Here is a 21,414-nt window from a genome sequence, read left to right on the forward strand (position 1 = left end):
CTCAGACTCTGCCGCGATGAAGAGCGGCCGTGAGCACTGGATCGAGCGCGCGGACCGCAGGGTGACTGTGCCACCGACGCAACAGGGCGGCGAGCCTGCGGATATCCGAAACCACCGTCGCCGAATCCACCGTCATGGCAATGGACACCATGTCACGGGCCAGCTCGCACGCATGGTCGAGTTCGCCCGCGGCGGCGTGCGCGAGGATCTGCCGGAGTCCGAAGCGGACACGGGCCCGCAACGCGGTGGCCGGGATGTTCGGCAGTTCCCGGTCGAACACGGCCGCCGCCTCGGCAGGCCGCCCCAGGTCGAACAAGCACCACCCGGTGACCACACCCACCGGATCCTTGACGTGGAACGTGCCGATGACCGGCCCGTCCACCGAATCCGCCGCCGCCGTGCGCAGGTGTTCGGCAGCGCGGTCGAGCGAGTGCAGGCAGTGGTCTCGGTCGCCCGCGAGCGCGTGTCCCTGCGCCTCGCGCAGCGCGGCGAGCCCCAGGATGCGCGAGGGCGTTCCCGCATCGGCCTGCGCCCGCTGCGCGAGGCCGATCGTGGCGTAGGCGTCGCCTTGGTACAGGGTGATGAGTGCCTGCCGTACCAGAGCGTAGGTGGCGATGTCGTGGTTGCCCGCCTCCTCGGCGACGGTCACGGAGTTTCGGATCCACCACAAAGCCGTGCCATCGTCGCCCGCTTCCTGGGCCATCCACCCCGCATACTCGGCTGTCCGCGCCGTAAGCATGGTCAACTCGGCGCGGGCCCGACCTTGCGCGTCCGGCCTGAGCGCGCGCAGCGCGTGTGCCTGGGCCACCACGATGGGCAGGACGACGCTCGGGCTGGCGGTCTGGCCGAGCCTGCGGACCTCGTCGAACATCAGCCGCAGGTGCGGAATGGCGTGCTCGGTCCGCGCGGCTGAGGACTGTGGCGCGCGCAGCGCGCCCGTGCCCATCCCGACCACCGACCCGACCCCCGCCATCAGCACATCGCGTCTACGCATCGAAACGAACGACCCTTCGCCGTCGGGTGCCATGGTCATCAGCCACACACCGCCCTCGAAGTCCTTTGTGTCCAGTAAGACCGGACTCTTCGGCCGCGGTGCCATGAGCATGGCGAGCAGGCCGCCCGCGTCGAGTTCGGCATCACACCGCCGCGCGAACTCCGCCCCGGGTGACTGCAAGCCGTTCTCGATCCGGCTGAGGTAGCCCTTGCTGTAGTGCAGCCTGCGGGCGAACGCGCTCAGCGAAAGGCCCTGCGCCAGCCGCAGCCCACGCAACCGCGGTCCGAAGGAATTCTCGTCGCCGGTCATAGCAGACCCGACCTCCTCGCGAATCACGGTTCAGCCAATAGCCGCGTGCCCGCCAACCCTATGCGAGACTGCCCGGAACGCACGTGGAGTTCGGCCTGGCGTCCACCGGGAAAGCGAAACGGTTCCGGGCAACGCGACGAATAACATTGTGGAGACCGTCTACCAGCAGCCACGTGGCCCTGGCGCAGGATGTCCACATTCTGTCCCCAAATTGTCCCGGAGTTCGAGAAAGGACACCCGAAGGTCACCGAAAAAGAGAAACAGGAAACTCGGCAATACCGGTCGGTAGGGCTGGACAGCGACCCTGCGGATTTGACAATCTCCCGTCATCGCTCGTCTGTCGTAACCCCGCACCCCTTTGTCGCGAATCTTCTGATGAGGTGTACGGCCTGTGATCAAGATCTTTCTCAACTACCGCACATCCGATGCCCCGTACGGCGCGGCCATGCTCGACCAGGCGCTGTCGGACCACTTCGGTTCCGCCGCCGTGTTCCGGGCGTCGAAGTCGATCCCACCGGGCGACCGATGGGAACAGGCGATGATGGCAGCCGTACGCGAGTCGAGCGTGCTGCTCGCGATCATGGGCAAGGGGTGGCTGGACGCCGCCGACGACAACGGCCGTCGCAAGCTCGACGACCCGGACGACTTCGTTCGGCGGGAGATCCGCACGGCCTTCGAGTACGGCGTCCAGGTGGTGCCGGTACGCCTTGACACCGCACGGGTGCCTGCCGGGGCATTGCCTGCCGACATCGCCGAACTCGCCACGTGCCAGGACATCTGCGTGCACTACCGGCGCAGCGACGTCGACATCGCACACCTCGTGGCCAAGCTGCGCGAGAAGATTCCGGGGCTGCGCGCGGCCCAACGGGCCAAGACGGAACAGACCCCTGCCAGGTACGCGGTCCACGCCCAGACCGTGCACAAGTCCATCCAGGCAGACCAGATCAACGTCAGTGGAGACTTCATCGCTTGATCCGAGCGGACAACGGAGCCGAGATATGACTGACCCCAAGGCAACCAGCGACGAACCCGCGGCAGCCGCCGCGGACACCCCGAAGCCAGACGGGTCAGCCGTGGAGCCGAGCACCGCTGCGCCGTCCTCCCGCGAGGAAGCATTGAACCAACTCAGAGGCGACAGCGCCGAACGGCTCGACACCGTGAGATCCGGTCAGATCCTGAACCGGGGCATCGACCGCCTCGGACTGGACTCCCGCGTGACCCACGCCAATGTCTTCATGGGCGACTTCGCGGTGATGGGCGACTTCGCCACCGGGGGACGGCCGGGGAGGTCGGCCCCCCGAGCGCCCGCCAGGAGCCTGATCTCGGCCGCCCATATCGCCGAGCACACGGAGTGCTTCGTCGAGCCGTCCGCGTTCGCCGAAGCGGTGGAGTTGCTCGACACCAACAACCTCCTCTTCGTCTCGGCCAGACGTGGCACGGGCCGGTACACCACCGCGCTGGCCCTGTTGACTCGCGTGCTGGGTGTCCACGGGTTGGAACCGACGATCTACAGTCTCACCGGCCACGTGTTGGGCAACGCGTCTTGGCGGATGCCCGCCACACAGACGGGTTTCGTGGTCGTCGACGACACCCGCGGGTCAGCCAAGAGCGCTTCCGAGAGCGTGGACGACGGATGGCTCGCGCGGACCGGCGAGGTCTTGCGGGAGGGCGGCAGCTACCTGGTCGTCATCACCGGACCGCTGCGGGGCTCACTCGCCACCGCTTCCCGGCGCGACGACTTTGTCCTCCAGCACCTCGACGTGCCAGATCCCGTGGACATCGTGCGGAGACGTGTCCGCGGCGCGATTCCCGACCTGTCCGCCGACGACGTCGACCAACGGCTCGCGGCGACCTCGCTCGGAGAACTCCTCGATGAACGCGACGAGCCGCGGTTCGCCACTCGCGCGGCCACCGCGGTGATCGACGCGCTGCGCGCGGACGGTGATCTGGACGAAGCACTGGCAAAGCTGCGTGACCCGGAGGGTCAGGTGAGCGAGTGGCTCGGCGGGGACCCGCCGGTCCAGGAGATCGCCTTCACCTTGGCGACAGCGGTCCTGGAGGAGTCTAGCTACCTGACCGTTTCCGATGCGGCCATCGCTCTGCACGGTCAGCTCTCCGCTGGGGCGAACTCGTCTCCCCGCTACCTGCGCGCATTGCTGGCCGAACGCTCGTGGATCGAACTGGCAGGCTCGGAGGATCGACCGCAAGCCCCGCGCATTGTCCGGTTCCGGCATGCCGACTTGCGCGGCGCGGTCCTCGCCCAGGTCTGGTACGAACTGGACGGTACGCGTCCCAAGATCCTTGAGTGGCTGGGCAAGCTCGTCGACCACGCGGATATCGAGGTCCGCGCGCGGGCCGCGATGGCGGCCGGAATCCTGGCCGCGGGCGACTTTCAGCACGGCCTGCACCGGTACCTGATGCCGTGGGCCGCGGCCAAGTCCGCGGTTCGACGCCAGAGCGCCGCCCTCGCCCTGAGCATCGTCGGCGCCTTCACCGACCACACGCCCAAGGTCTGGTCGTTGCTGGAACAGTGGGCCGATCTGGTCCGGTCGACCAGCGGGCACGCCACCTTGTCCGCGACCGCGGCGCTCGCGGTAGGCGGACCGCTCGGCGACGACGATCCCCAGCGCGCCCTGCGGCTGCTGCGGACGCTGGTCTGCGAGGGCGACTGGGACCTGCTGGAACCGTCGGCGCTCAGCGCGCACCTGTTGATCGAGCGCGGCAGGCAACGGCAGGTGCTCGACGCGTTGCTGGAATGGACAGCGGGCGGCGGAACCGATGAGCCGGTGGTGAAAGCGCTGCTCGTGTTCGTGGTCGCCGCGCGGGAATCCGGTTCCCCCACCGACAACCCGGCCACCGACCGACCTGCGCTGCTGCGGACAGCGCACCTGCATCGTGAATCGCTGCCCGAACTGTGGGGCCGCGCATTGTCCTGTGAACCGGTACGGCCGCTCGCCCTGGACGCGTTGCGCGAGTGGGTACACGTGGTGGACCGGGTTCCGGCCGCCCATGCCGTGGTGCTGGACATGGTCGCGGGCATCGCCGACCGGGGCGCGGCCGACCTCGAACGCCTGCTGCACGCGCTGGAGAGCTGGGCCAACGACGAGGACGACCCCCTGCGGTCGGCCGCCGAGATCCATGACGACCTTGTGGAAGCAGAGGAAGCCATCGCATGACTCGCACATACAACCCGATTCTGGAGATCACCGAGCTGCGTCGAATCCGGGTCGCCGCACCGATCCGGCCACCCCGTTTCGGTACCGCACTGGTCCTCGACGCGGCTGACGGTGCCGTCTTGGTCCGGCACGGCGAACGGGTGCCCGACGCGCGCACGGGAAACTACCGGCGCTGCCTCCTCATCGACACCGCGTCATACGGACTCCAGTTCGACGCGCGGTTGCCCAGCTCCGACTCGTCGTTCACCTTCGCCTCCCAGGTCAACTTCACCTGTCAGGTAGTGGATCCGGTGACCATCGCGCTCAACAACGTCACCAACATGACGGAGTCGCTGCGGCCGTCGATGACCAAGGTGCTGCGCGAGGTGTCGCAGCGCTTCGACATCCTCGACGTCGCAAACGCCGAGGCAGCGCTCAACGACGCTCTCGACCGCGTCGGCCCGGCCGTGGCGGTGCGACTCGGCGGGTTCTCCGTCGAGGTCGCGAGCGGGGACACCTCGGAGATCCATCGATTGCGCGGCGAGGTCCGGCTCGACGAGATCCGGCGCAGTGCCATGCGACCGGTGGTCCAAGGCGGCCGTGACGAGATGGTCGCGCAGATCATGGCACTCAACAACGGCGATCCGTCCACTGTGCTCGGACACGAGGCCGCCGTCGCAGCGTTGGAGAAGGACCAACTCCTGGAGGCACTGAAGATCCTGAGCAACACCGGGGAGAAAACCGAGGCGTTCGATACCGAACGCAAGCGCGACCAGATCTACGAGCAGTTGCTCGGCGGCAAGGGCGGCGTGTTGTCGGCGCCGACGAGGCGAGGTCCGCTGCGCCCCCGGCTGACAGCAGGCCGCGGCACGCCGGAGTCCGTTGTGGTCGAACAGGTCGAGCCGGTCGACGGTAGACCCGGTCAGGGGGAACCGGTGCGCGGTCCGCGTCCGTCGACTTCGGACGGATCGGCTGCCCCAGAGGAGAAGCGCAGGCCCAGCAGGTTGCGGGGCACAGCGCGACGCGACAGCGACTAGGGCATGGTCTAGACCACAACAGCACCGGGAGAACGACACCGACATGGACATTCAGCCCGGCCCGCGCGGCCGAGCGGCGACATGGCACCACGCCGAGCCCCGCTTCGAGGCGCTAGGCGTCTGGACGGAGCAGAAGCCGGGTCTCGGCGAAGACGCGGAGCCGTTGATGCTGTTCCACCGCCCTCATGGGCGCGGCCTGCTCGGAGTGTTCGACGGCGCGGGCGGGGCGGGCGCGGCGACGGCGGGGTGGTCGGCGTCGGGTTTCCTGCGGACCAACGCCTGGGTCGCGTCGCGCGCCGTGCGCGGCCTGGTCGAGGAGTGGTTCGTGTTGGGCGGCCGAACCACGACGCTGGCAGGCGGGTTGTCCGCGCGGCTGGCGACGCTGAGCGACGGGACCGCTCGGCGGATTACCGGGACCATGCGCCGCGCCCACCCGACGACCTTGGCCGCGGTGAGCTACCGCATCGGCGACCGCGACGTCACCTGGGAGGTGTTGTGGGCAGGCGATTCCCGCTGCTACGTAGCGGAACCAGACCGCGGCCTGCAACAACTCAGCCGTGACGACACCGAGTCCGACGACGCGCTCGAACTGCTCGTGCAGGACCCGACGATGACCAACCTGGTGTGCACGGGAAAGCCCTTCACGATCAACCGGAACACGGGCGCCGCCACGCTTCCGTGCGTGCTCGTGTGCGCCACCGACGGCTTCTTCGGTTACCTGCACACCCCAGCGGAGTTCGAGCACATCCTGCTGGACACGCTGCTGTCAGCCCAGGATGGCGTGCACTGGAGCGCGCTCATCACCGAACGCGTCACCGGCTACACCGGCGACGACGCCTCGCTCTGCCTGGTGGCGCTCGGCTTCTCGGGCTTCGCCGAGCTGCGCGCGGCGTTTCGCGGACGGGCGGAACGCGTACGAATCGAACACGCCGAGCCGATGCGGTCAGCCGCTGCGGCGGAGCGAGACGACCTGGTCGCGGCTCGCACGGACTCCTGGCAACGCTACCGCGGCGGCTACGAGCGCCGGATGCCGTGTAGGCGACTGGAGGGGCAGTGAAACTGGGTCAATCGATCAACGGGTACCGCATCGTCACCAAGCCGGGCAACGCCAACGCGGGCAAGTGCGTGTGGGCGTTCGCCGAGAAGGACGGCGAGGAGTTCTTCGTCAAGGAGTTCCTCGACCCCAGGCGTCCCCGACCGGACGGGATGGGATCGCCCGCGGAGAAGGCGCGGCGATTCGCCGAGTGCCAGGAGTTCGAGCGGCGGCACCGGTCCGTACGCGATCGCATCCGACCCGACGACCTGGACGCGGGCAACCTTGTGCTGGCGGTCGACTTCTTCGCCGACGGCACTCGCTACTACAAGATCACCCGGCGGGTGCACGCGGTCGAGGAGGTCGCACCGCACGAGTTGGGCCCCGCGCGGCAGGGGGTTCTGCTGGGGACGCTGGCGGACAGCCTGCGGTTGTTGCACCGGTTGCGGATCGTGCACGGCGATCTCAAGCCCGAAAACGTCCTGGTGCACCAGCCGGTGGGCAGCGACCTCCAGGTGGCAAAGCTGATCGACTTCGACGATGCCTACCTGGCGGGTGATCCGCCCGCCCGCACGGTCATCGGCGGCAACGTGCTGTTCGGGGCGCCCGAGTGGCTGCGGTATCTACACGGCGACACCACGGTGCCCGCGCGATCACTCACCACCGCGGCCGACATGTTCGCGTTCGGCCTGATGACGCACGTTTACGTGACCGGCGAACTCCCGACCCACGAGGCCGCATTCGCCTCGCCAGCCGAAGCCGTGACCGCGGGCACCTGCCTGGCGTGGCACCCCCGGATTGGCCCGGCACTCGCGAGACTGCTGACTGAGCTGACCGACCGTGACCCGGATTCCCGACCGCGGATCGACGACGTGGCCATCCGACTGGAAGACGAGTCGTACCTGCGGCCGCCGCACAGCAACCGCTCACCTGCCGCGGCACGCCGTCGTTCCCGGCTGCGCGTCAACGTGACCGGACGCACACCGTGATCACCAAGAGTCTCGAAAGGACCACGACATGACCTTGCGAAGCCACGCGGGCCTGCAGTACTCGGTGGACATCGTCCTGTGCATCGACGCCACGTTGAGCATGAAACCCACGCTCGCCAACGTGCAGCGCAGCGTGCTGTCCTTCCACGAGAGGCTCACTGCCGCCATGGCGGGCAAGGGCCGCGAAATCAGCCAACTGCGGCTGAAGGTGATCGCATTCCGCGACTTCGGGGACCGCGCCGACGACGCCCTGGAGGAGAGCCGGTTCTTCACCGTCCCAGCGGAAATCACCGAGTTCGAGCGAGTGGTTCGCGGCCTGCGCGCCATCGGCGGCGGTGACGAGCCGGAATCGGGGCTGGAGGCGCTGGCCCTGGCAATGGGGTCGGAGTGGGAAACTGGGCTGGACCGGCGCAGGCACGTGATCGTGCTGTTCACCGACGCGTCCGCACATCCGCTGGGATTGCCGAGACAGGTAAGGGCTGCCACGTACCCGCGCTGGATTCCGCAGTCGATGGACGAGTTGTTCCGGCAGTGGGGCCACGCACAGGGTTCCGGCGCGCTGATGGAGAACTCCGCCAAACGGCTGCTGTTGTTCGCGCCCGAGGTGTCCCCGTGGGAGGACATCGCCGACGACTGGAACAACACGCTCTTCTTTCCCTCCAACGCGGGCGAGGGCCTGGAGGAGTGGGAGATGGACGAGATCATCGACACCATCGCGAACAGTCTCTGACATGGCCACGGTGACGAAGGGCCCCTGGCAAACCTGGCGAAGGTACGCGGGCCGAGGCCGAACCGGCTGGCGAGAGGTCACGGACCCGCCGTTCCTGTCGCGCTGGTACGACAACGGCGCCCCGACCGGGCTCGTCACGGTCGCGGCGTGGGACGAGCGCTTCGACGACCCCCGAACCACGATGGTGCTCGATGGCCACGCCGTGCGGCTGATCTGGCGGGCGGGTCGGATCACCGTCATCGAACGCAGTGCCACCGGTCGCCGCGGGGCGAAGTTCGACGTGCCGCTCGGGGCGTGCGTCGGCGCTCGACTCGATGACGAACCGGGCGTGCCGGGCTCGGCCGCCATCGCCCTCGCTCTGGCGGTCCGACTCGGGCCGCGGTCGAGTGCCGAACTGGAGATCCGACTGCGGTTCGCGGCGGCGGCCCGCCCCCACCTCGACCCGTTGGTGCACGAGATCCACCGACGCGTAGGGCTTGGTGCGGAACCGAAGCACGACAAGAAGTCCGATCGCCATCGCGGGGACACCGCGCGCGGGCCGCTGCCCCGATTGCCCGTCGAGTCGGCCCCGAACACCGATGAGTGGGTCGTGTTCCGTCCCATGCGCAGTAGCACGGATGCCGTGCTGCCGAGCTCCTCGGACATCCACGGGCGCAGAGCGCGACCGGAGGATCGATGATCGACAGCACGTGGGTGTGCGACGGCTGCCATACCAACAACGAGCCGTCGAGCGGGATCTGCCGAAGGTGCAAGCGACAAGCGGGCAGCACGACGTCGGGCGAGGTCAGAACCGTCGTCACGGAGGTGATCGTGCCGCATCAGGAGTCCCCGCCGCCGGTGTTCGTCGAGTCCCAGTACGCCAAGACAGTCGAACTCGCCGACCGGACTCGGCACTCGGCGCCCCGCATGGACACGCCACGAATCACGCTCGCGACACCACCCCCGCCACCCGTACGGCCGGTGCCGCCCGCGCGGGAGCCCGTATCGCGCAGCGCGCCCAGGGCGGGGTGGGGCGTATCGCTGGTGATCTTGATCATCGCGGCCATCGCCGCCTTCGGCCTGTTGGCGGAACGCGACAGTGCTGACACCGCGCCGCGGACCGCCGATCCGACATCGACCGCAACCCCCACCGCGGCCGGATGTCCCGATTCGGTGGCGTCCTGGTTGCCCGGCGGCGGCGCCGGTGCCACCCTTGTCGCCGAGTACACGACGGACCGGCACCTGATCGCGTTGTGCCGCACGGCGGACGGCGCGCTGTACTACGACGGCAGGCTGCGCGGGCAGGCAGCTACCCGAGACAGCCACATCTCGCTCCCGGCCACCCCGACCGCGACGGGATTCTTCGCGCGCAACGGCAATTACACCTACGAGATCAGCGGATTGGAGATCACTGTCAGCCGTGCGAACACGGTCATCCTGCATGCCGCGCTGACCAGAACTGCCTAAATGGCCTACCGCGGCCCAGATGCCCCATGATCTACCGAAGCGCGGCCAACGCGTCGGGCAGGGTGAAGTTGCCCGCGTAGAGGGCTTTGCCGATGATGGCGCCTTCGACGCCGATGTCCGACAGCGTCGCGAGTGCGTGCAGATCGTCCACACTGGACACTCCGCCGGAGGCGATCACCGGGGCGTCGGTGCGCGCGCAGACCTCGCGCAGCAGGTCGAGGTTCGGGCCCTGCAGGGTGCCGTCCTTGCTGACGTCGGTCACCACGTAGCGGGGGCAGCCGTCGCGGTCCAGGCGGTCGAGGGCGGCCCACAGGTCGCCGCCGTCGGTGGTCCAGCCGCGGGCCGCGACGCGGTGCACGCCGCCGGTGATGCGGACGTCGAGACCGACGGCCACCCGCTCGCCGTGCTCGCCGATGACCTTGGCGCACCACTCGGGGTCTTCCAGCGCGGCGGTGCCCAGGTTGACCCGGGCGCACCCGGTGCCCAGCGCGGCGGCCAGCGACTCGTCGTCGCGGATGCCGCCGGAGAGTTCGACCTTGACGTCGAGCCTGCCGACCACCTCGGCCAGCAGCTCCCGGTTGCTGCCCCGGCCGAACGCGGCGTCGAGGTCGACCAGGTGGATCCACTCGGCGCCGTCGGTCTGCCACGCGAGGGCGGCGTCCCACGGCGAGCCGTAGTGGGTCTCGGTGCCCAAGGCACCCTGGACGAGGCGGACGGCCTGGCCGTCGGCGACGTCGACAGCGGGAAGCAGGTAGAAGCTCACCGGGGCAGCCTATTGGGCCGGTGCGGACCGCCGGTGCACGAGGTAGCCCACGCCGAGTCCGACCGCGAGCAGCACGACCCACAGCCACCACGGCATGGCGTCGAGCAGCCCGGCGAGCAGGCCCGCGACCGCCGCGCCCACCACGCCGCCGATGGTCGTCGCGGTCGACGGCCTGCGCCTGCGGGTGGATTTGCGCGTCGTGCGGCGTTTGCGGGGAGCGGTCATCCGGTGACGTCCTTGAGCCAGTTCTCCAGGAGCTGCGCGCCCGCGTCGCCGGACTTCTCCGGGTGGAACTGGGTGGCGCAGAGCGGGCCGTTCTCCGCCGCGGCCACGAAGTCGCCGCCGTGGGTGGCCCAGGTGACCAGCGGGCTGACCATCGGCGGTTCCGGGTGCAGCTCCCAGGTGCGCGCGGCGTAGGAGTGCACGAAATAGAACCGGGTGCTCTCGTCGAACCCGGCGAACAGCACCGACTTCGCCGGTGCCCGAACAGTGTTCCACCCCATGTGCGGCACCACGTCGGCCTCCAGCCGGTCGACCGTGCCGGGCCACTCGTGACAGCCCTCGGTGCGCACACCGTGCTCGATGCCCCGCTCGAACAGGATCTGCATGCCCACGCAGATGCCCAGCACGGGCCGCCCGCCCGCGAGCCTGCGGCCGATGATCCGGTCGCCGCGCACCGCGCGCAGACCCGCCATGCACGCGGCGAACGCGCCAACCCCGGGCACCACCAGCGCGTCGCAGTCGACGGCGGCCTGGAAGTCGCCGGTCACCTCGACCTCCGCGCCGACCCGCTGCAGGGCGCGCTCGGCGGAGCGCAGATTCCCCGACCCATAGTCCAATACGACGACTCGTGCCACCGCGCCAGCCTAGTGGGCACCCTTGCCGTTATCTAACCGTGACATGACTTGCGGTAGAGCGGTCGCTGGACCGGGTACGTCGCTTGGTGACACGAAGGGGTCAGGGATAGCGAACCGGAGGACGGACCGTGATCATGCGGACTCCCCGACTGCGCAAGACCGTGCGCTGGCTCTTGGCAGCCGTGCTGGTGGCCGCCGCCACCGTCAACACCTACATCGCCTTCGCGCAGTCGGTCGTGTGGCCCGCGCCGCTGGCGGTGGTGTGGATCGGCATCGCGGCGGCGTTGATCACCCCGCCGGAGGACTCCGCCGCGGCCGGTCCGCCCGCCGTGGCCCCCGCCCCCGAGCAGCGCACCCTCCCCGTCTGAGTCACCACACCAGCAGCTCGCGCACCGCCCGCGCCACCCCGGCGGCATCGAGCCCGTGCACCGCGTCGTGCTCCTGCGGCGTGCCGTAGGCGCGCACCTCCAGATCGCGGCGGACGCCGACCGAGCGCTGGCGGTGCGGACGGTCGGCGAGCGCCTCGGCCACCTCCGCCGCCGACGTGCCGCGCAGGTACGGCTCCACCACCAGCACGTTCGGCGCCGCCGACTCGACCGCCGCGCGTAGCCCCGCACGATCGAACGGGCGAACCGTCGGGGTGTAGAGCACCGACACGTCCAGACCTTCGGTGCCCGCGAGCACCGCGTCGAGCGTCGGGCCGACGGCCAGCACCACGCCGAGGCTGCCGTGCCGCACGGGCACGAACCCGCCGGTGACCGGGTGCGGCGCGGTGTTGGCACGGGCCGAGAGCCGGACGTAGACCCGGTTGTCGGCGGCGAGCGCGCCGGTGAGCAGCGTGGCCGCCTCGTCCGGGTGACCCGGCACGTGCACGGTCCAGCCGGGCAGCGTGTCGATCAGCGCGACGTCGCCGGGGGCCTGGTGGGTGCGGCCCATCGCCGGGTTGTCGTAGGAGGCGCCGATGCTGACCAGCACGGCGCCGACGTCCTGGTGGCCGAGGTCGAGCTTGATCTGCTCGAACGGCCGCTCGATCAGGAACGGCGCGTAGGTGTGCACCACCGGGCGGAACCCGGCCAGCGCCAGGCCGCCCGCGACGCCGATCATGGCCTGCTCGCGGATGCCGAGGTCGACGGCGCGGTCCGGGTACGCGCGCAGCGGTCCGGCGAACAGGTCGGCGGAGATCGCGGCGAGCACCAGGGCCAGCCGCGGGTCCTGGTCGAGGGCCTCGGTGACGGTGGCGGCGAAAACCTCGCGCATGGTGGCGGTGTCGAGCGTGGTCATGGCTCAGCCCTTCGCGATCTCGGCGACCACGACGAGCGGCCTGCCGGGGTGGTCGGTGGTGAACGCGCGGTGCAGCGCGTCGTGCTCGCGGCCGTCGACGGTGGCGCTCGCCCAGTTCTCCACGGCGAACCGGGCGGCGATGCCGCCGGGCCAGCCATGGTTCGCGCTGCGGTTGTCGACGACCACGACTGTGAGGTTGTCCAGGCCGAACCGACCCGCGACGGCAATCGCCTCGTGGTTGCTGCCCTCGTCGAGTTCGCCGTCGCCGACGAGCACCACGACGCGAGCGGCGCGGCCCTGCGCGCGCAGCCCGAACGCCTGGCCGACGCCGATGGCCAGGCCGTGGCCCAGCGAGCCGGACCCGATCTCCGCGCCGGGCACCAGGGTGCGGTCGGGATGGTGGCCGAGGATGGAGTCGAACTCGGTCCAGGTGTCCAATGTAGAGGGATCGAGGAAGCCCTTCGCGGCCAGTACGGCGTAGAAGGCCATGGGGCCGTGGCCTTTGGAGAGCAGCAGGCGGTCGCGGTCGGGATCGTCCGGCCGCTCCGGCGACACGCGCAGGACGCGGTCGTAGAGCACCCAGAGCACGTCGAGAGTGGACGCGGCCGCCCACTCGTGTTTCTCGTCGCCGGTCATCCGCTGGAACAGCGGGCCCAGGTCGGCGTAGGCGCTGTCTTGTGTCATGAGACAACCGTGCAACCTGGAGTTTGGTGGAGGTCAAGGAAACCGGTGGCAGCCGATGGGGCACTGTGATCCAATCCACAGTGCCATGGAGAACCGAGAACTGATCCGCCAGTCCAAGCGGCTGGCCCGCGTCCTGCGCCACGCCCCCGGCAGCGTCGGCATCACCCTCGACCCGGCGGGCTGGGCCGACGTCGAAGACCTGTTGGCCGCGCTCGGGATGAGCCGCGCCACGCTGGCGCGCGTGGTCGCGGAGAACGGCAAGAGTCGCTACGCCTTCGACGACACCGGCACCCGCGTCCGCGCCAGCCAGGGCCACAGCGTGCCCGTCGAGCTGGGGCTGCCGCCCGCCGAGCCGCCCGCGCTGCTCTACCACGGCACCGTCGCCGCCGCCCTGCCCGCGATCCGCGCCGAGGGCCTGCGCCCGATGGCCCGCCACCACGTGCACCTGTCCGCCACCCGGGAGACGGCCGTCGTCGTCGGCGCCCGGCGCGGGAAGCCCGTGGTGCTGACGGTCGACGCCGCCGCGATGGTCGTCGACGGGCACGTGTTCCATGTCAGCGCCAACGGCGTGTGGCTGGTGGCGCACGTCCCGGTCGGGTACTTCGACCTAGCTTGAGGTCGCGGGTAAGCTAGGTGGGGTGTCGAAGCTGCCCGAGATGCTGACCATCGGCGAAGTCGCCGACCGCAGCGGTGTCCCGCACACCGCGCTGCGCTTCTACGAGGAGCGCGGGCTGATCGCCTCGCACCGCACGGCGGGCAACCAGCGGCGCTACGCCCGGGCGGTGCTGCGCAGGCTGGCGTTCATCCGCACCGCCCAACGCGTCGGCCTGAGCCTGGAGGAGATCCACGACGCCCTGGAGACCCTGCCGGACAAGCGCACCCCGACCAAGGTCGACTGGAGCAGGCTGTCCAGGATCTGGCGCGGCGAACTCGACGCCCGCATCGACGCCCTGCACCGCCTGCGCGACAACCTGACGTCCTGCATCGGCTGCGGCTGCCTGTCCCTCAAGTCCTGCCACCTGTTCAACGCCGACGACCAGTTGGCCGCGTTCGGACCGGGGGCACCGCGGCTCAAGGCGGCCACGGAGGGCGGCGTCGGCTAGCGCGAGGCGGGCGTCAGATCCGCACGCTGATGCCCGAGGTGAAGGTCTGGGTGAAATCGGGTGCGGCGAGGCCGGTGGAGCGCAGCATGATCGGCAGCCCGGTCCCGACGACGGGTGGGCCAAACGAGGCGCGGAACTGTTTGAGGGGAAAGTACAGGTCGCACTTGGCGCCGGGCAGAAGTCGCAGGGGCAGGACGTTCCCGCAGTTGACCGCTTCCTGGGTGTCCGCGCTCTGGCAGAACGTGGCGACCTCCGACGTGCCCGCGGTGGTGATGAACGCCTTCTCGGCGATCCGCACCCGTCCGTCGAGCAGCGTCGTCTCCATTCGGCCGACGTTGGTGACGATGACCTTCAGGAACAACTGGTCGTAGGTGTCGAAGTCGCGGGCGGTGACGATCGGCAGTTCGGCGTCGGTGCCGTTCTTCGGGGCGGGGCGCTTGTCGCTGAACTGGACCTGGAGTTCCGAGCGGACCTGCAGGACCGGGCCGGACTCCTCGAACTGTTTGCGCAGATCCCGGATCTGCACATGCGAGAAGTACGCCTGGGCACCTGTCCCCAGCAGCGCGATGACGGCCACGACAAGGGAGAAGACCTCCAACCGTCGTGTCGTCATTGGTCGCGCCCGTCACTGGATCATGTGCCGACGCCAGGTACATCGCGCACCGTGTGGCATCCGTGACAGGTCAGGTCGAGGTGTACCAGGCGATCGCGCCGCCGCCCGCCAGGACCGCGAGCACCAACAGCAGCGCCGCCATCACCTTGGCCGACTTCCAGGTCGCGTACACGCCGCCGATGAGGATGCCCGCGACGGCGATCAGGCCGATGGTGACGAGGTCTCTGGGCACGGCGCACTCCTCCAGTCCCTAAGCGAACACGCGAGACCCTAGAGCACGCCCTTGGTGGACGGAACGCCGCCGACCCGCGGGTCCGGCTCGGACGCCGCCCGCAGCGCGCGGGCGAACGCCTTGTACTGCGCCTCGGTGATGTGATGCGGGTCGCGGCCGTGCAGGACGCGCAGGTGCAGCGCGATCTGGGCGTGGAACGCGACCGACTCGAACACGTGTCTATTGAGGACGGTCGGGTAGTTGCCACCGATGGTGAAGCCGATCATCACATCGGGTTCGCCCGTGTGCACGCAGTACGGCCGGCCGGACACATCGACCGCGGCGTGCGCCAGGGTCTCGTCCATCGGAATCCAGGCGTCGCCGAAGCGGCGGATGCCGGACTTGTCGCCGAATGCCTTGTGCAGGGCCTGGCCGAGCACGATGGCGACGTCCTCGACCGTGTGGTGAGCGTCGATGTCGGTGTCGCCGGTAGCACGGACCAGCAGGTCGAACGAGCCGTGGGCACCGAACGCGGTGAGCATGTGGTCGTAGAACGGGATACCGGTCGAGACCTCGACCTTGCCCGAGCCGTCGAGGTCGATCTCGACGACGACCGACGACTCCTTGGTGGCCCGCTCGACGCGGCCGACCCGATTGACCAAACTCACTGCACGATCTCCTTACTGGCGGCCAGGAACGCGTCGTTCTCCAGCGGTATGCCGATGGTGACGCGCAGGTGTCCGGGGATGCCGACGTCCCGAATGAGCACCCCGCGGTCCAAATAGGACTGCCAGGCGACCAAGGCGTCCGCGAACTGTCCGAAGAGGACGAAGTTGGCGTCGCTGGGCACCACCGCGGCCCCCAGTCCGGCCAGCGCGTGCGCCACGCGGTCGCGCTCGGCGGCCAACGCGTGCACGGAGGCCAGCGTCGCCTCGGCGTGCCGCAGAGCCGCGCGGGCGGCGGCCTGCGTCAGCGCGGAAAGGTGGTAGGGCAACCGAACCAGCAGCAACGCCTCGACCACGGCGGGCGCCGCGGCCAGGTAGCCCAGCCGCCCGCCCGCGAAGGCGAACGCCTTGCTCATCGTGCGGCTGACGATCACCCGGGTCGGGAACTCCTCGATCAGGTGCACCGCGCTGTCCTGCGGGGAGAACTCCGCGTACGCCTCGTCCACCACCACGATGCCCGGCGCGGCGGCGACCAGCGCGCGCAGGTCGCCGAGCGGGATCGACTGGCCGGTCGGATTGTTCGGGCTGGTCACGAAAACCACGTCGGGCGCCGCGGCGGCCAGCACCCGCACGGCGGCGTCGACGTCGAGGGAGAAGTCGGCCCGGCGCGGCGTGGGCGCCCACTCGGTGCGGGTGCCCGCGGCGATGATCGGGTGCATCGAGTACGACGGCTCGAACCCGAGCGCGCGCCGCCCCGGCCCGCCGAACGCCTGCAGGATCTGCTGGAGTACCTCGTTGGATCCGTTGGCGGCCCACAGGTTCGCCACCGTCAGCGGCACGCCCGTCGACCCGGCGAGATAGTCCGCCAGGTCGGTGCGCAGCGCGACGGCGTCCCGATCCGGGTAGCGGTGCAGGTTCCCGGCAATCTCGCCGACCGCCGCGGTGATGTCCGCGACCAGCCTGGGCGGCGGCGGATACGGATTCTCGTTGGTGTTCAACCGGTACGGCACGTCGATCTGCGGCGCGCCGTAGGGCGAGCGACCGCGCAGGTCCGCGCGCAGCGGCAGCTCGCTCAGCGCCGCCCGCTCCCCCGGCGTCACGGCTCGTCCCGAAAGCGGGCCGTGACGGCCTCGCCGTGCGCGGGCAGGTCTTCGGCCTGTGACAACGCGACCACGTGCCCGGCGACCGCGCGCAGGGCGTCCGCGCTGTAGTCGATCACGTGGATGCCGCGCAGGAACGTCTGCACCGACAGCCCGGACGAGTGCCGCGCGCAGCCGCCGGTGGGCAGCACGTGGTTGGAGCCCGCGCAGTAGTCGCCCAGCGACACCGGGGCGTAGGCGCCGACGAAGATCGCGCCCGCGCTGCGCACCCGCGCCGCCACGGCCCGCGCGTCGGCGGTCTGGATCTCCAGGTGCTCGGCGGCGTAGGCGTCAACCACCCGCAGTCCATCGTCCATAGAGGACACCAGAACGCAGCCGGACTGCTTGCCGCTCAACGCCGTCGCCACCCGCTCGCTGTGCTTGGTCGCCTTGACCCGGCGCACCAACTCGGCGTCGACGGCATCGGCCAGTTCGACCGAGTCGGTGACCAGCACGCTCGCCGCCAGCGGGTCGTGCTCGGCCTGGCTGATCATGTCGGCCGCGACGTGGACCGGGTCGGCGGTGGCGTCGGCCAGGATGGCGATCTCGGTCGGCCCCGCCTCGGAGTCGATGCCGATGAGGCCGCGCAGCAGGCGTTTGGCGGCGGTGAGGTAGATGTTGCCGGGCCCGGTGACCATGTCGACCGGGACCAGTTCGGCGCCGTCGGTGTCGGTACCGCCGTACGCGAGCAGCGCCACCGCCTGCGCGCCGCCGACCGCCCAGACCTCCGCCACACCAAGGAGTTCGGCGGCGGCAAGGATCGCCGGGTGTGGCAGTCCGCCGAAGTCGGCCTGCGGCGGCGAACAGACCACCAGCGATTCGACGCCCGCAGCCTGCGCGGGCACCACGTTCATCACCACGCTCGACGGATACACCGCGAGCCCACCCGGCGCGTACAGCCCGACCCGCGACACCGGCACCCAGCGCTCGGTGACCGTGCCGCCCGACACCACCTGCGTGGTGACGTCGGTGCGCCGCTGCTCGGCGTGCACCACCCGCGCCCGCTCGATGCACTCCTGCAACGCCGCCCGAACCGCCGGATCCAATTCGGCGAGCGCCCGCGTCAACTCGGCGGCGGGCACCCGCACGGACGCGGGCCGGACGCGGTCGAACTTCTCGGTGAACTCCAACACCGCCTCGACGCCCCGCTCACGCACCCCGGCCACAATCGGCCGCACCCGGTCCAGCACGGCATCCACGTCGACCTCGGCCCGAGGCAGCGCGGTACGCAACTCGGCGGGCGACGGAACGGCGGAGCGCAGGTCGGTACGCGTAAGCATGGTGTCCTTCCGACAGCGAGGCGACCACTCCAGGGTAAGCGGTTCCCGCCGGCTGAGACGGGCAGGTCACAGACCCGCCACACCGGGCGGTCCCCACAGCAGCCACCCATGGCCTCGGAGGTGGTAACTGCACGCCGTGGGTCCGCTCCGCCAGACCACGCGAGATCTCCTCACGATCAGCCAACGTCAACATCCTGCGCACACAGGGAATCCTTCCCCACCGAACACCAAGATCACATGCTATGACCGCCTGAATTCGCCCCCACCCGCAAAATCCCCGACTCGCCTCTTCGACTGGGATGGGAGTCAAGGTTCCGAAGGATTAATCGCCGGAAAACACCATCTGTCCATGCTGGCTGGACTTAACAAATTGCATAAGGTCCATGATCTCATGGGCCGCCGCCGCTATATCCCCAGGGCAGTCACGGATCAACTCATCCAGCTCAGTCGCAATAACCCGCAATTGACCTTCATTGAACATCGTGTCGTCGTACGGATCCACGTTGCCCAGCATGGCTTTCCCAGCCTCGGTGGCAGCATTGCACAATGCCGGTATGCCACGATGAGTCGACCTTCCGACCATCTCGCCAGTATACGTTCGAACATGTACGCTAATTGCCATCGCAGTCCTTCCTATCCGAATAGAAATAGCAGCATTTATTCGAGAAACTCGCCTATCGCGGGACACCCGGATGCATGGAGCGTTATTCAGAATTGTTGATCACCCGCATATAAGACAACAGCCCCATCAAGTAAGATCGTCTTCTTCTCACGGAACACGACTTACAGGTGGGGCCGTTGCGATACCAGTCTACTACAGGGCTTGACGTAGCTATTCAGCTGGGGTGAGTGTTGGGGGTAGCCATGCGCCGGTCGTGAATAGTTGGCGGAGGGCTTCGAGTTTGTCCAGGCCCCACTTTGTGGTGGTGTCGAGGTAGGACGCCACGATCGCGAAGTCGGTGAGTCCGGTGAGTGTGCGCCAGGCGCCGCCGGAGGTGCGTTGTTGGATCTTGACCGGGCGGACGGCTCTTTCCGCCGCGTTGTTGGTGAACGGCACGGTGAGATCGACCGCGAAGCGGAGGATCATGTCCTGGAACCGGTGGAAGCGGCGGATCAGGGTTCTCGCGTCGGTGGCGAGGGCACCGCGTTGTCCCTGGTTGTCGTCTCGTCCTTGGGCCAAGGCGCCGAGGTAGTGGTTGCGGATACGGGCCGGCACGGTCGGATCGAGCACGGTGACGCCGCGCTCGCGGGCCTGGTGTGCCGCGTGATGGGCCTCGATCAGGGTGTCGGCCATCGCCAGTGCCCACAGTTGTCCGTCGGGGTCGGCGTCGGAGATCGATCGCAGGTCCCGCAGCAGGTGCGCCCCGCACCAGGCGTGCATTGCCTGGGTCAGGTGCTCGTAGCCGGGGTAGCCGTCGCGCACCAGGACTCCGGTGAACTCGGGCAGCACACCACCTGCGTCGATATCGCCTTTGGTGCGGCCACCGACGTGCATCAGGGTCAGGTATTCGGTGCAGGCGACGTGCACGTAGGACAGTTTCCCGGCGACGCGACCGGTGGTCTCATCGGCGTGCACCACCGGCGCGGTGGCCAGCAACGCCTGCATGTGCGCGGTGAACCGTTTCTCCAGCCTGCGGGCCGCGCGCCCACGAACACCGGCGAGGAACCCGGTGGAGACGTCCATCCCGGTCAAGGCTTCCAGCAGCGCCCGCGCCCGTCCGATCGGCAGGAAATGCCCGCAGGTCAACAACGCGCACCTGGCGAGGGTTTCCGGGCCGATCCGCACCGGCGACCCCGGCGCGGCCACCACATCCCGGCGAGGGTCCTCGGCGGGAACCGCGTCCCAACCGGCCGTGGTCACCGTCCCGCAACACCGGCATGTCTTGGACACCCGCTGATACTCGGTCACCTCTGGTGGCCGGACCGGCCGCGCGTCGACCACCTGACGCCGCTCACGCCCGGACTCGGTCGCATCGACCAGCGGCGATGCGCACTTCCCGCACCGGTCGGGTTCGATCACCACGACCCGATCCGGTTCATCGACCAATGACCGCGACGAGGACGACTCACCAGGCTGCTTGCCGGGCATGCGGCCCGAACGGCCCCGTGACGAACGTTTCTTCGCCGGCTTCTTCTCCCACACCACATCCGACGAAGGCGGACGCGACGAGTTCGACGAATCCGCAGACACCCGCCGTTCCAACACCGCGATCCGCTCCGCCTGAGCAGCGACCACACGCCTCAACTCGACAAGCTCAGCCAGGATCTCCTCAAGGGACACACCCTCCGGCAACCCTGAAACCGACACCCCAAGATCATCTCAAAGGCACACCACACCCAGGCCGCGACCCCCACCAGGCACTCAGGTCACAGCTGAATAGCTACCCGCCCTCCTATCTCCACCAATACAGAGAACTCCGAGGAGCGCAGTCTTGCCGAGGCGAGTCGAATCTGTCATGGTCTAGATCGATGTACCTGAATCCGAAATCGAGCGGTTCGTCAACGTCGGCATATCGAACTTTGGATCGAAATCTCAATTCACATGCGGCGTAAACTTGATAATTCCGTTGCGCCTGAATTAGAGAGATCCTATTCGCGCCGTCCGCGAACTCTGGCGACGCCAATTGCACAATGTCATCTTCCCAAAAGCATACAGGACACACTCCTTGGGATCCTGGCTCCTGCGCGTGAACCACGCGCCCACAGCAAGGACATGGGAACCTTTTCTCGGTCACGTGAGTCACAGTTTTTCAATCCCAGGTCGTCTGGCGAAATATTCTGCCGGATTCTGTACGTTGTAGTGAGTTACAACCCCACCTTGACTGCCTTTGACTCCGAATTCGCCACTATCCGTATCGACATAATACGACCTACCATCGCTGTCGTTCTTTTTTCGAACTCCCGGCCGTCGACCATCGCATTCACAAACCAAGTCGATAGCCGCATGCTCATACTCGGCCTTCGTCTCATAACCCATTTCATCACCGTGTTTGTCATAGAGGCTTATTCACGTGGCCGATCGGGAACTGGCCCGGCGTGTTGACGTGAGCGGCGGCCCGTTTGTTGAGAGAATTGGGTTACCAGACTCAGTTCTCACGAAAACGGACCGCCTGATATGTATCATA

Annotated in this window: 26 protein-coding genes and 1 pseudogene; 11 read left to right on the plus strand and 16 right to left on the minus strand. The window is 68.7% G+C overall.

All coding sequences use genetic code 11. From position 1 onward, the window contains the following. Position 1 precedes the first annotated feature (1 nt). Entirely contained in the window at positions 2-1,303 is a 1,302-nt protein-coding gene (locus ACT4N7_RS22815; protein ID WP_444830865.1) for a helix-turn-helix domain-containing protein, read from the minus strand. A 391-nt stretch (positions 1,304-1,694) separates the two neighbouring features. On the opposite strand from ACT4N7_RS22815, the gene ACT4N7_RS22820 reads away from it, so the two are divergent. The 8 genes from ACT4N7_RS22820 to ACT4N7_RS22855 are packed head-to-tail and all read left to right on the plus strand — an operon-like array spanning position 1,695 to position 9,693. After that, positions 1,695-2,276 carry a toll/interleukin-1 receptor domain-containing protein gene (locus ACT4N7_RS22820; RefSeq protein WP_444830866.1) on the plus strand — a complete coding sequence of 194 codons (582 nt, stop codon included), beginning with the start codon at positions 1,695-1,697 and terminating at the stop codon, positions 2,274-2,276. Between the two features lie 25 nt (positions 2,277-2,301). Next, positions 2,302-4,479, plus strand: a complete 2,178-nt coding sequence (locus ACT4N7_RS22825; protein WP_444830867.1) for a hypothetical protein — start codon at positions 2,302-2,304, stop codon at positions 4,477-4,479. Further along, complete coding sequence (locus tag ACT4N7_RS22830; RefSeq protein WP_444830868.1) at positions 4,476-5,495, plus strand: hypothetical protein; 1,020 nt, start codon at positions 4,476-4,478, stop codon at positions 5,493-5,495. Before ACT4N7_RS22825 ends, ACT4N7_RS22830 begins: the two co-directional genes overlap by 4 nt. A gap of 43 nt (positions 5,496-5,538) precedes the next feature. After that, positions 5,539-6,552: a serine/threonine protein phosphatase gene (locus ACT4N7_RS22835; protein WP_444830869.1), complete on the plus strand. Its 1,014-nt coding sequence runs from the start codon at positions 5,539-5,541 to the stop codon at positions 6,550-6,552. Beyond that, positions 6,549-7,517, plus strand: a complete 969-nt coding sequence (locus ACT4N7_RS22840; RefSeq protein WP_444830870.1) for a protein kinase domain-containing protein — start codon at positions 6,549-6,551, stop codon at positions 7,515-7,517. Before ACT4N7_RS22835 ends, ACT4N7_RS22840 begins: the two co-directional genes overlap by 4 nt. Positions 7,518-7,545: 28 nt before the next feature. Next, positions 7,546-8,247 carry a vWA domain-containing protein gene (locus tag ACT4N7_RS22845; RefSeq protein WP_444830871.1) on the plus strand — a complete coding sequence of 234 codons (702 nt, stop codon included), beginning with the start codon at positions 7,546-7,548 and terminating at the stop codon, positions 8,245-8,247. A 1-nt stretch (position 8,248) separates the two neighbouring features. Further along, positions 8,249-8,926: a hypothetical protein gene (locus tag ACT4N7_RS22850; protein WP_444830872.1), complete on the plus strand. Its 678-nt coding sequence runs from the start codon at positions 8,249-8,251 to the stop codon at positions 8,924-8,926. Next, on the plus strand, positions 8,923-9,693 hold the full coding sequence (locus tag ACT4N7_RS22855) for a hypothetical protein (RefSeq protein ID WP_444830873.1): 771 nt from the start codon (positions 8,923-8,925) through the stop codon (positions 9,691-9,693). Before ACT4N7_RS22850 ends, ACT4N7_RS22855 begins: the two co-directional genes overlap by 4 nt. Before the next feature lie 31 nt (positions 9,694-9,724). Here ACT4N7_RS22855 and priA read toward each other — a convergent pair whose 3' ends face one another. Genes priA through hisH form a run of 3 tightly spaced genes read right to left on the minus strand, consistent with a single transcriptional unit; the run spans position 9,725 to position 11,313 of the window. Next, a complete protein-coding gene (gene priA, locus ACT4N7_RS22860; protein WP_444830874.1) occupies positions 9,725-10,456 on the minus strand; it encodes a bifunctional 1-(5-phosphoribosyl)-5-((5-phosphoribosylamino)methylideneamino)imidazole-4-carboxamide isomerase/phosphoribosylanthranilate isomerase PriA in 732 nt (243 codons plus the stop codon). Between the two features lie 9 nt (positions 10,457-10,465). After that, positions 10,466-10,681 carry a hypothetical protein gene (locus ACT4N7_RS22865; protein ID WP_444830875.1) on the minus strand — a complete coding sequence of 72 codons (216 nt, stop codon included), beginning with the start codon at positions 10,679-10,681 and terminating at the stop codon, positions 10,466-10,468. Then, a complete protein-coding gene (gene hisH, locus ACT4N7_RS22870) occupies positions 10,678-11,313 on the minus strand; it encodes an imidazole glycerol phosphate synthase subunit HisH (RefSeq protein ID WP_444830876.1) in 636 nt (211 codons plus the stop codon). Before hisH ends, ACT4N7_RS22865 begins: the two co-directional genes overlap by 4 nt. Before the next feature lie 134 nt (positions 11,314-11,447). On the opposite strand from hisH, the gene ACT4N7_RS22875 reads away from it, so the two are divergent. After that, positions 11,448-11,681 (plus strand): hypothetical protein, encoded by a 234-nt coding sequence (locus ACT4N7_RS22875; RefSeq protein WP_444830877.1) that lies wholly within the window; start codon positions 11,448-11,450, stop codon positions 11,679-11,681. A gap of 1 nt (position 11,682) precedes the next feature. Here the strand turns inward: ACT4N7_RS22875 and ACT4N7_RS22880 are convergent, their stop codons facing one another. After that, positions 11,683-12,594, minus strand: a complete 912-nt coding sequence (locus ACT4N7_RS22880; protein WP_444830878.1) for a transketolase family protein — start codon at positions 12,592-12,594, stop codon at positions 11,683-11,685. Between the two features lie 3 nt (positions 12,595-12,597). Continuing rightward, positions 12,598-13,278 (minus strand): thiamine pyrophosphate-dependent enzyme, encoded by a 681-nt coding sequence (locus tag ACT4N7_RS22885; RefSeq protein ID WP_444830879.1) that lies wholly within the window; start codon positions 13,276-13,278, stop codon positions 12,598-12,600. 85 nt (positions 13,279-13,363) lie between these two features. On the opposite strand from ACT4N7_RS22885, the gene ACT4N7_RS22890 reads away from it, so the two are divergent. After that, positions 13,364-13,894, plus strand: coding sequence for an RNA 2'-phosphotransferase (locus tag ACT4N7_RS22890; RefSeq protein ID WP_444830880.1), 531 nt, complete (start codon positions 13,364-13,366; stop codon positions 13,892-13,894). Positions 13,895-13,934: 40 nt separating this feature from the next. Beyond that, positions 13,935-14,381, plus strand: a complete 447-nt coding sequence (soxR, locus tag ACT4N7_RS22895; protein ID WP_444830891.1) for a redox-sensitive transcriptional activator SoxR — start codon at positions 13,935-13,937, stop codon at positions 14,379-14,381. Between the two features lie 13 nt (positions 14,382-14,394). Here soxR and ACT4N7_RS22900 read toward each other — a convergent pair whose 3' ends face one another. The 10 genes and pseudogenes from ACT4N7_RS22900 to ACT4N7_RS22945 form a co-directional block, all read right to left on the minus strand. After that, positions 14,395-14,994, minus strand: a complete 600-nt coding sequence (locus ACT4N7_RS22900) for a hypothetical protein (protein ID WP_444830881.1) — start codon at positions 14,992-14,994, stop codon at positions 14,395-14,397. A 70-nt stretch (positions 14,995-15,064) separates the two neighbouring features. Further along, positions 15,065-15,226 (minus strand): hypothetical protein, encoded by a 162-nt coding sequence (locus ACT4N7_RS22905; protein WP_444830882.1) that lies wholly within the window; start codon positions 15,224-15,226, stop codon positions 15,065-15,067. A gap of 38 nt (positions 15,227-15,264) precedes the next feature. Continuing rightward, positions 15,265-15,867, minus strand: a complete 603-nt coding sequence (gene hisB, locus ACT4N7_RS22910; RefSeq protein WP_444830892.1) for an imidazoleglycerol-phosphate dehydratase HisB — start codon at positions 15,865-15,867, stop codon at positions 15,265-15,267. Positions 15,868-15,869: 2 nt separating this feature from the next. Continuing rightward, the gene (locus tag ACT4N7_RS22915; protein WP_444830883.1) at positions 15,870-16,970 is read right to left on the minus strand and encodes a histidinol-phosphate transaminase; all 1,101 of its coding nucleotides are present in this window, start codon (positions 16,968-16,970) and stop codon (positions 15,870-15,872) included. Continuing rightward, positions 16,967-18,289, minus strand: coding sequence for a histidinol dehydrogenase (gene hisD / locus ACT4N7_RS22920; protein WP_444830884.1), 1,323 nt, complete (start codon positions 18,287-18,289; stop codon positions 16,967-16,969). The genes ACT4N7_RS22915 and hisD overlap by 4 nt, the downstream gene beginning before the upstream one ends. A gap of 322 nt (positions 18,290-18,611) precedes the next feature. Continuing rightward, complete coding sequence (locus tag ACT4N7_RS22925; protein WP_444830885.1) at positions 18,612-18,791, minus strand: hypothetical protein; 180 nt, start codon at positions 18,789-18,791, stop codon at positions 18,612-18,614. Between the two features lie 330 nt (positions 18,792-19,121). After that, complete coding sequence (gene tnpC / locus ACT4N7_RS22930; protein ID WP_444830893.1) at positions 19,122-20,378, minus strand: IS66 family transposase; 1,257 nt, start codon at positions 20,376-20,378, stop codon at positions 19,122-19,124. Between the two features lie 27 nt (positions 20,379-20,405). Continuing rightward, a pseudogene (locus tag ACT4N7_RS22935) lies at positions 20,406-20,597 on the minus strand (DUF6444 domain-containing protein); the annotation flags it as partial. A gap of 85 nt (positions 20,598-20,682) precedes the next feature. Continuing rightward, positions 20,683-21,033 (minus strand): CPCC family cysteine-rich protein, encoded by a 351-nt coding sequence (locus ACT4N7_RS22940; protein WP_444830886.1) that lies wholly within the window; start codon positions 21,031-21,033, stop codon positions 20,683-20,685. Continuing rightward, complete coding sequence (locus ACT4N7_RS22945) at positions 21,030-21,266, minus strand: hypothetical protein (RefSeq protein ID WP_444830887.1); 237 nt, start codon at positions 21,264-21,266, stop codon at positions 21,030-21,032. The genes ACT4N7_RS22940 and ACT4N7_RS22945 overlap by 4 nt, the downstream gene beginning before the upstream one ends. Positions 21,267-21,414 lie beyond the last annotated feature (148 nt).

Origin of the sequence: Actinokineospora sp. (assembly GCF_052390155.1) — a bacterium.
GTDB lineage: Bacteria > Actinomycetota > Actinomycetes > Mycobacteriales > Pseudonocardiaceae > Actinokineospora.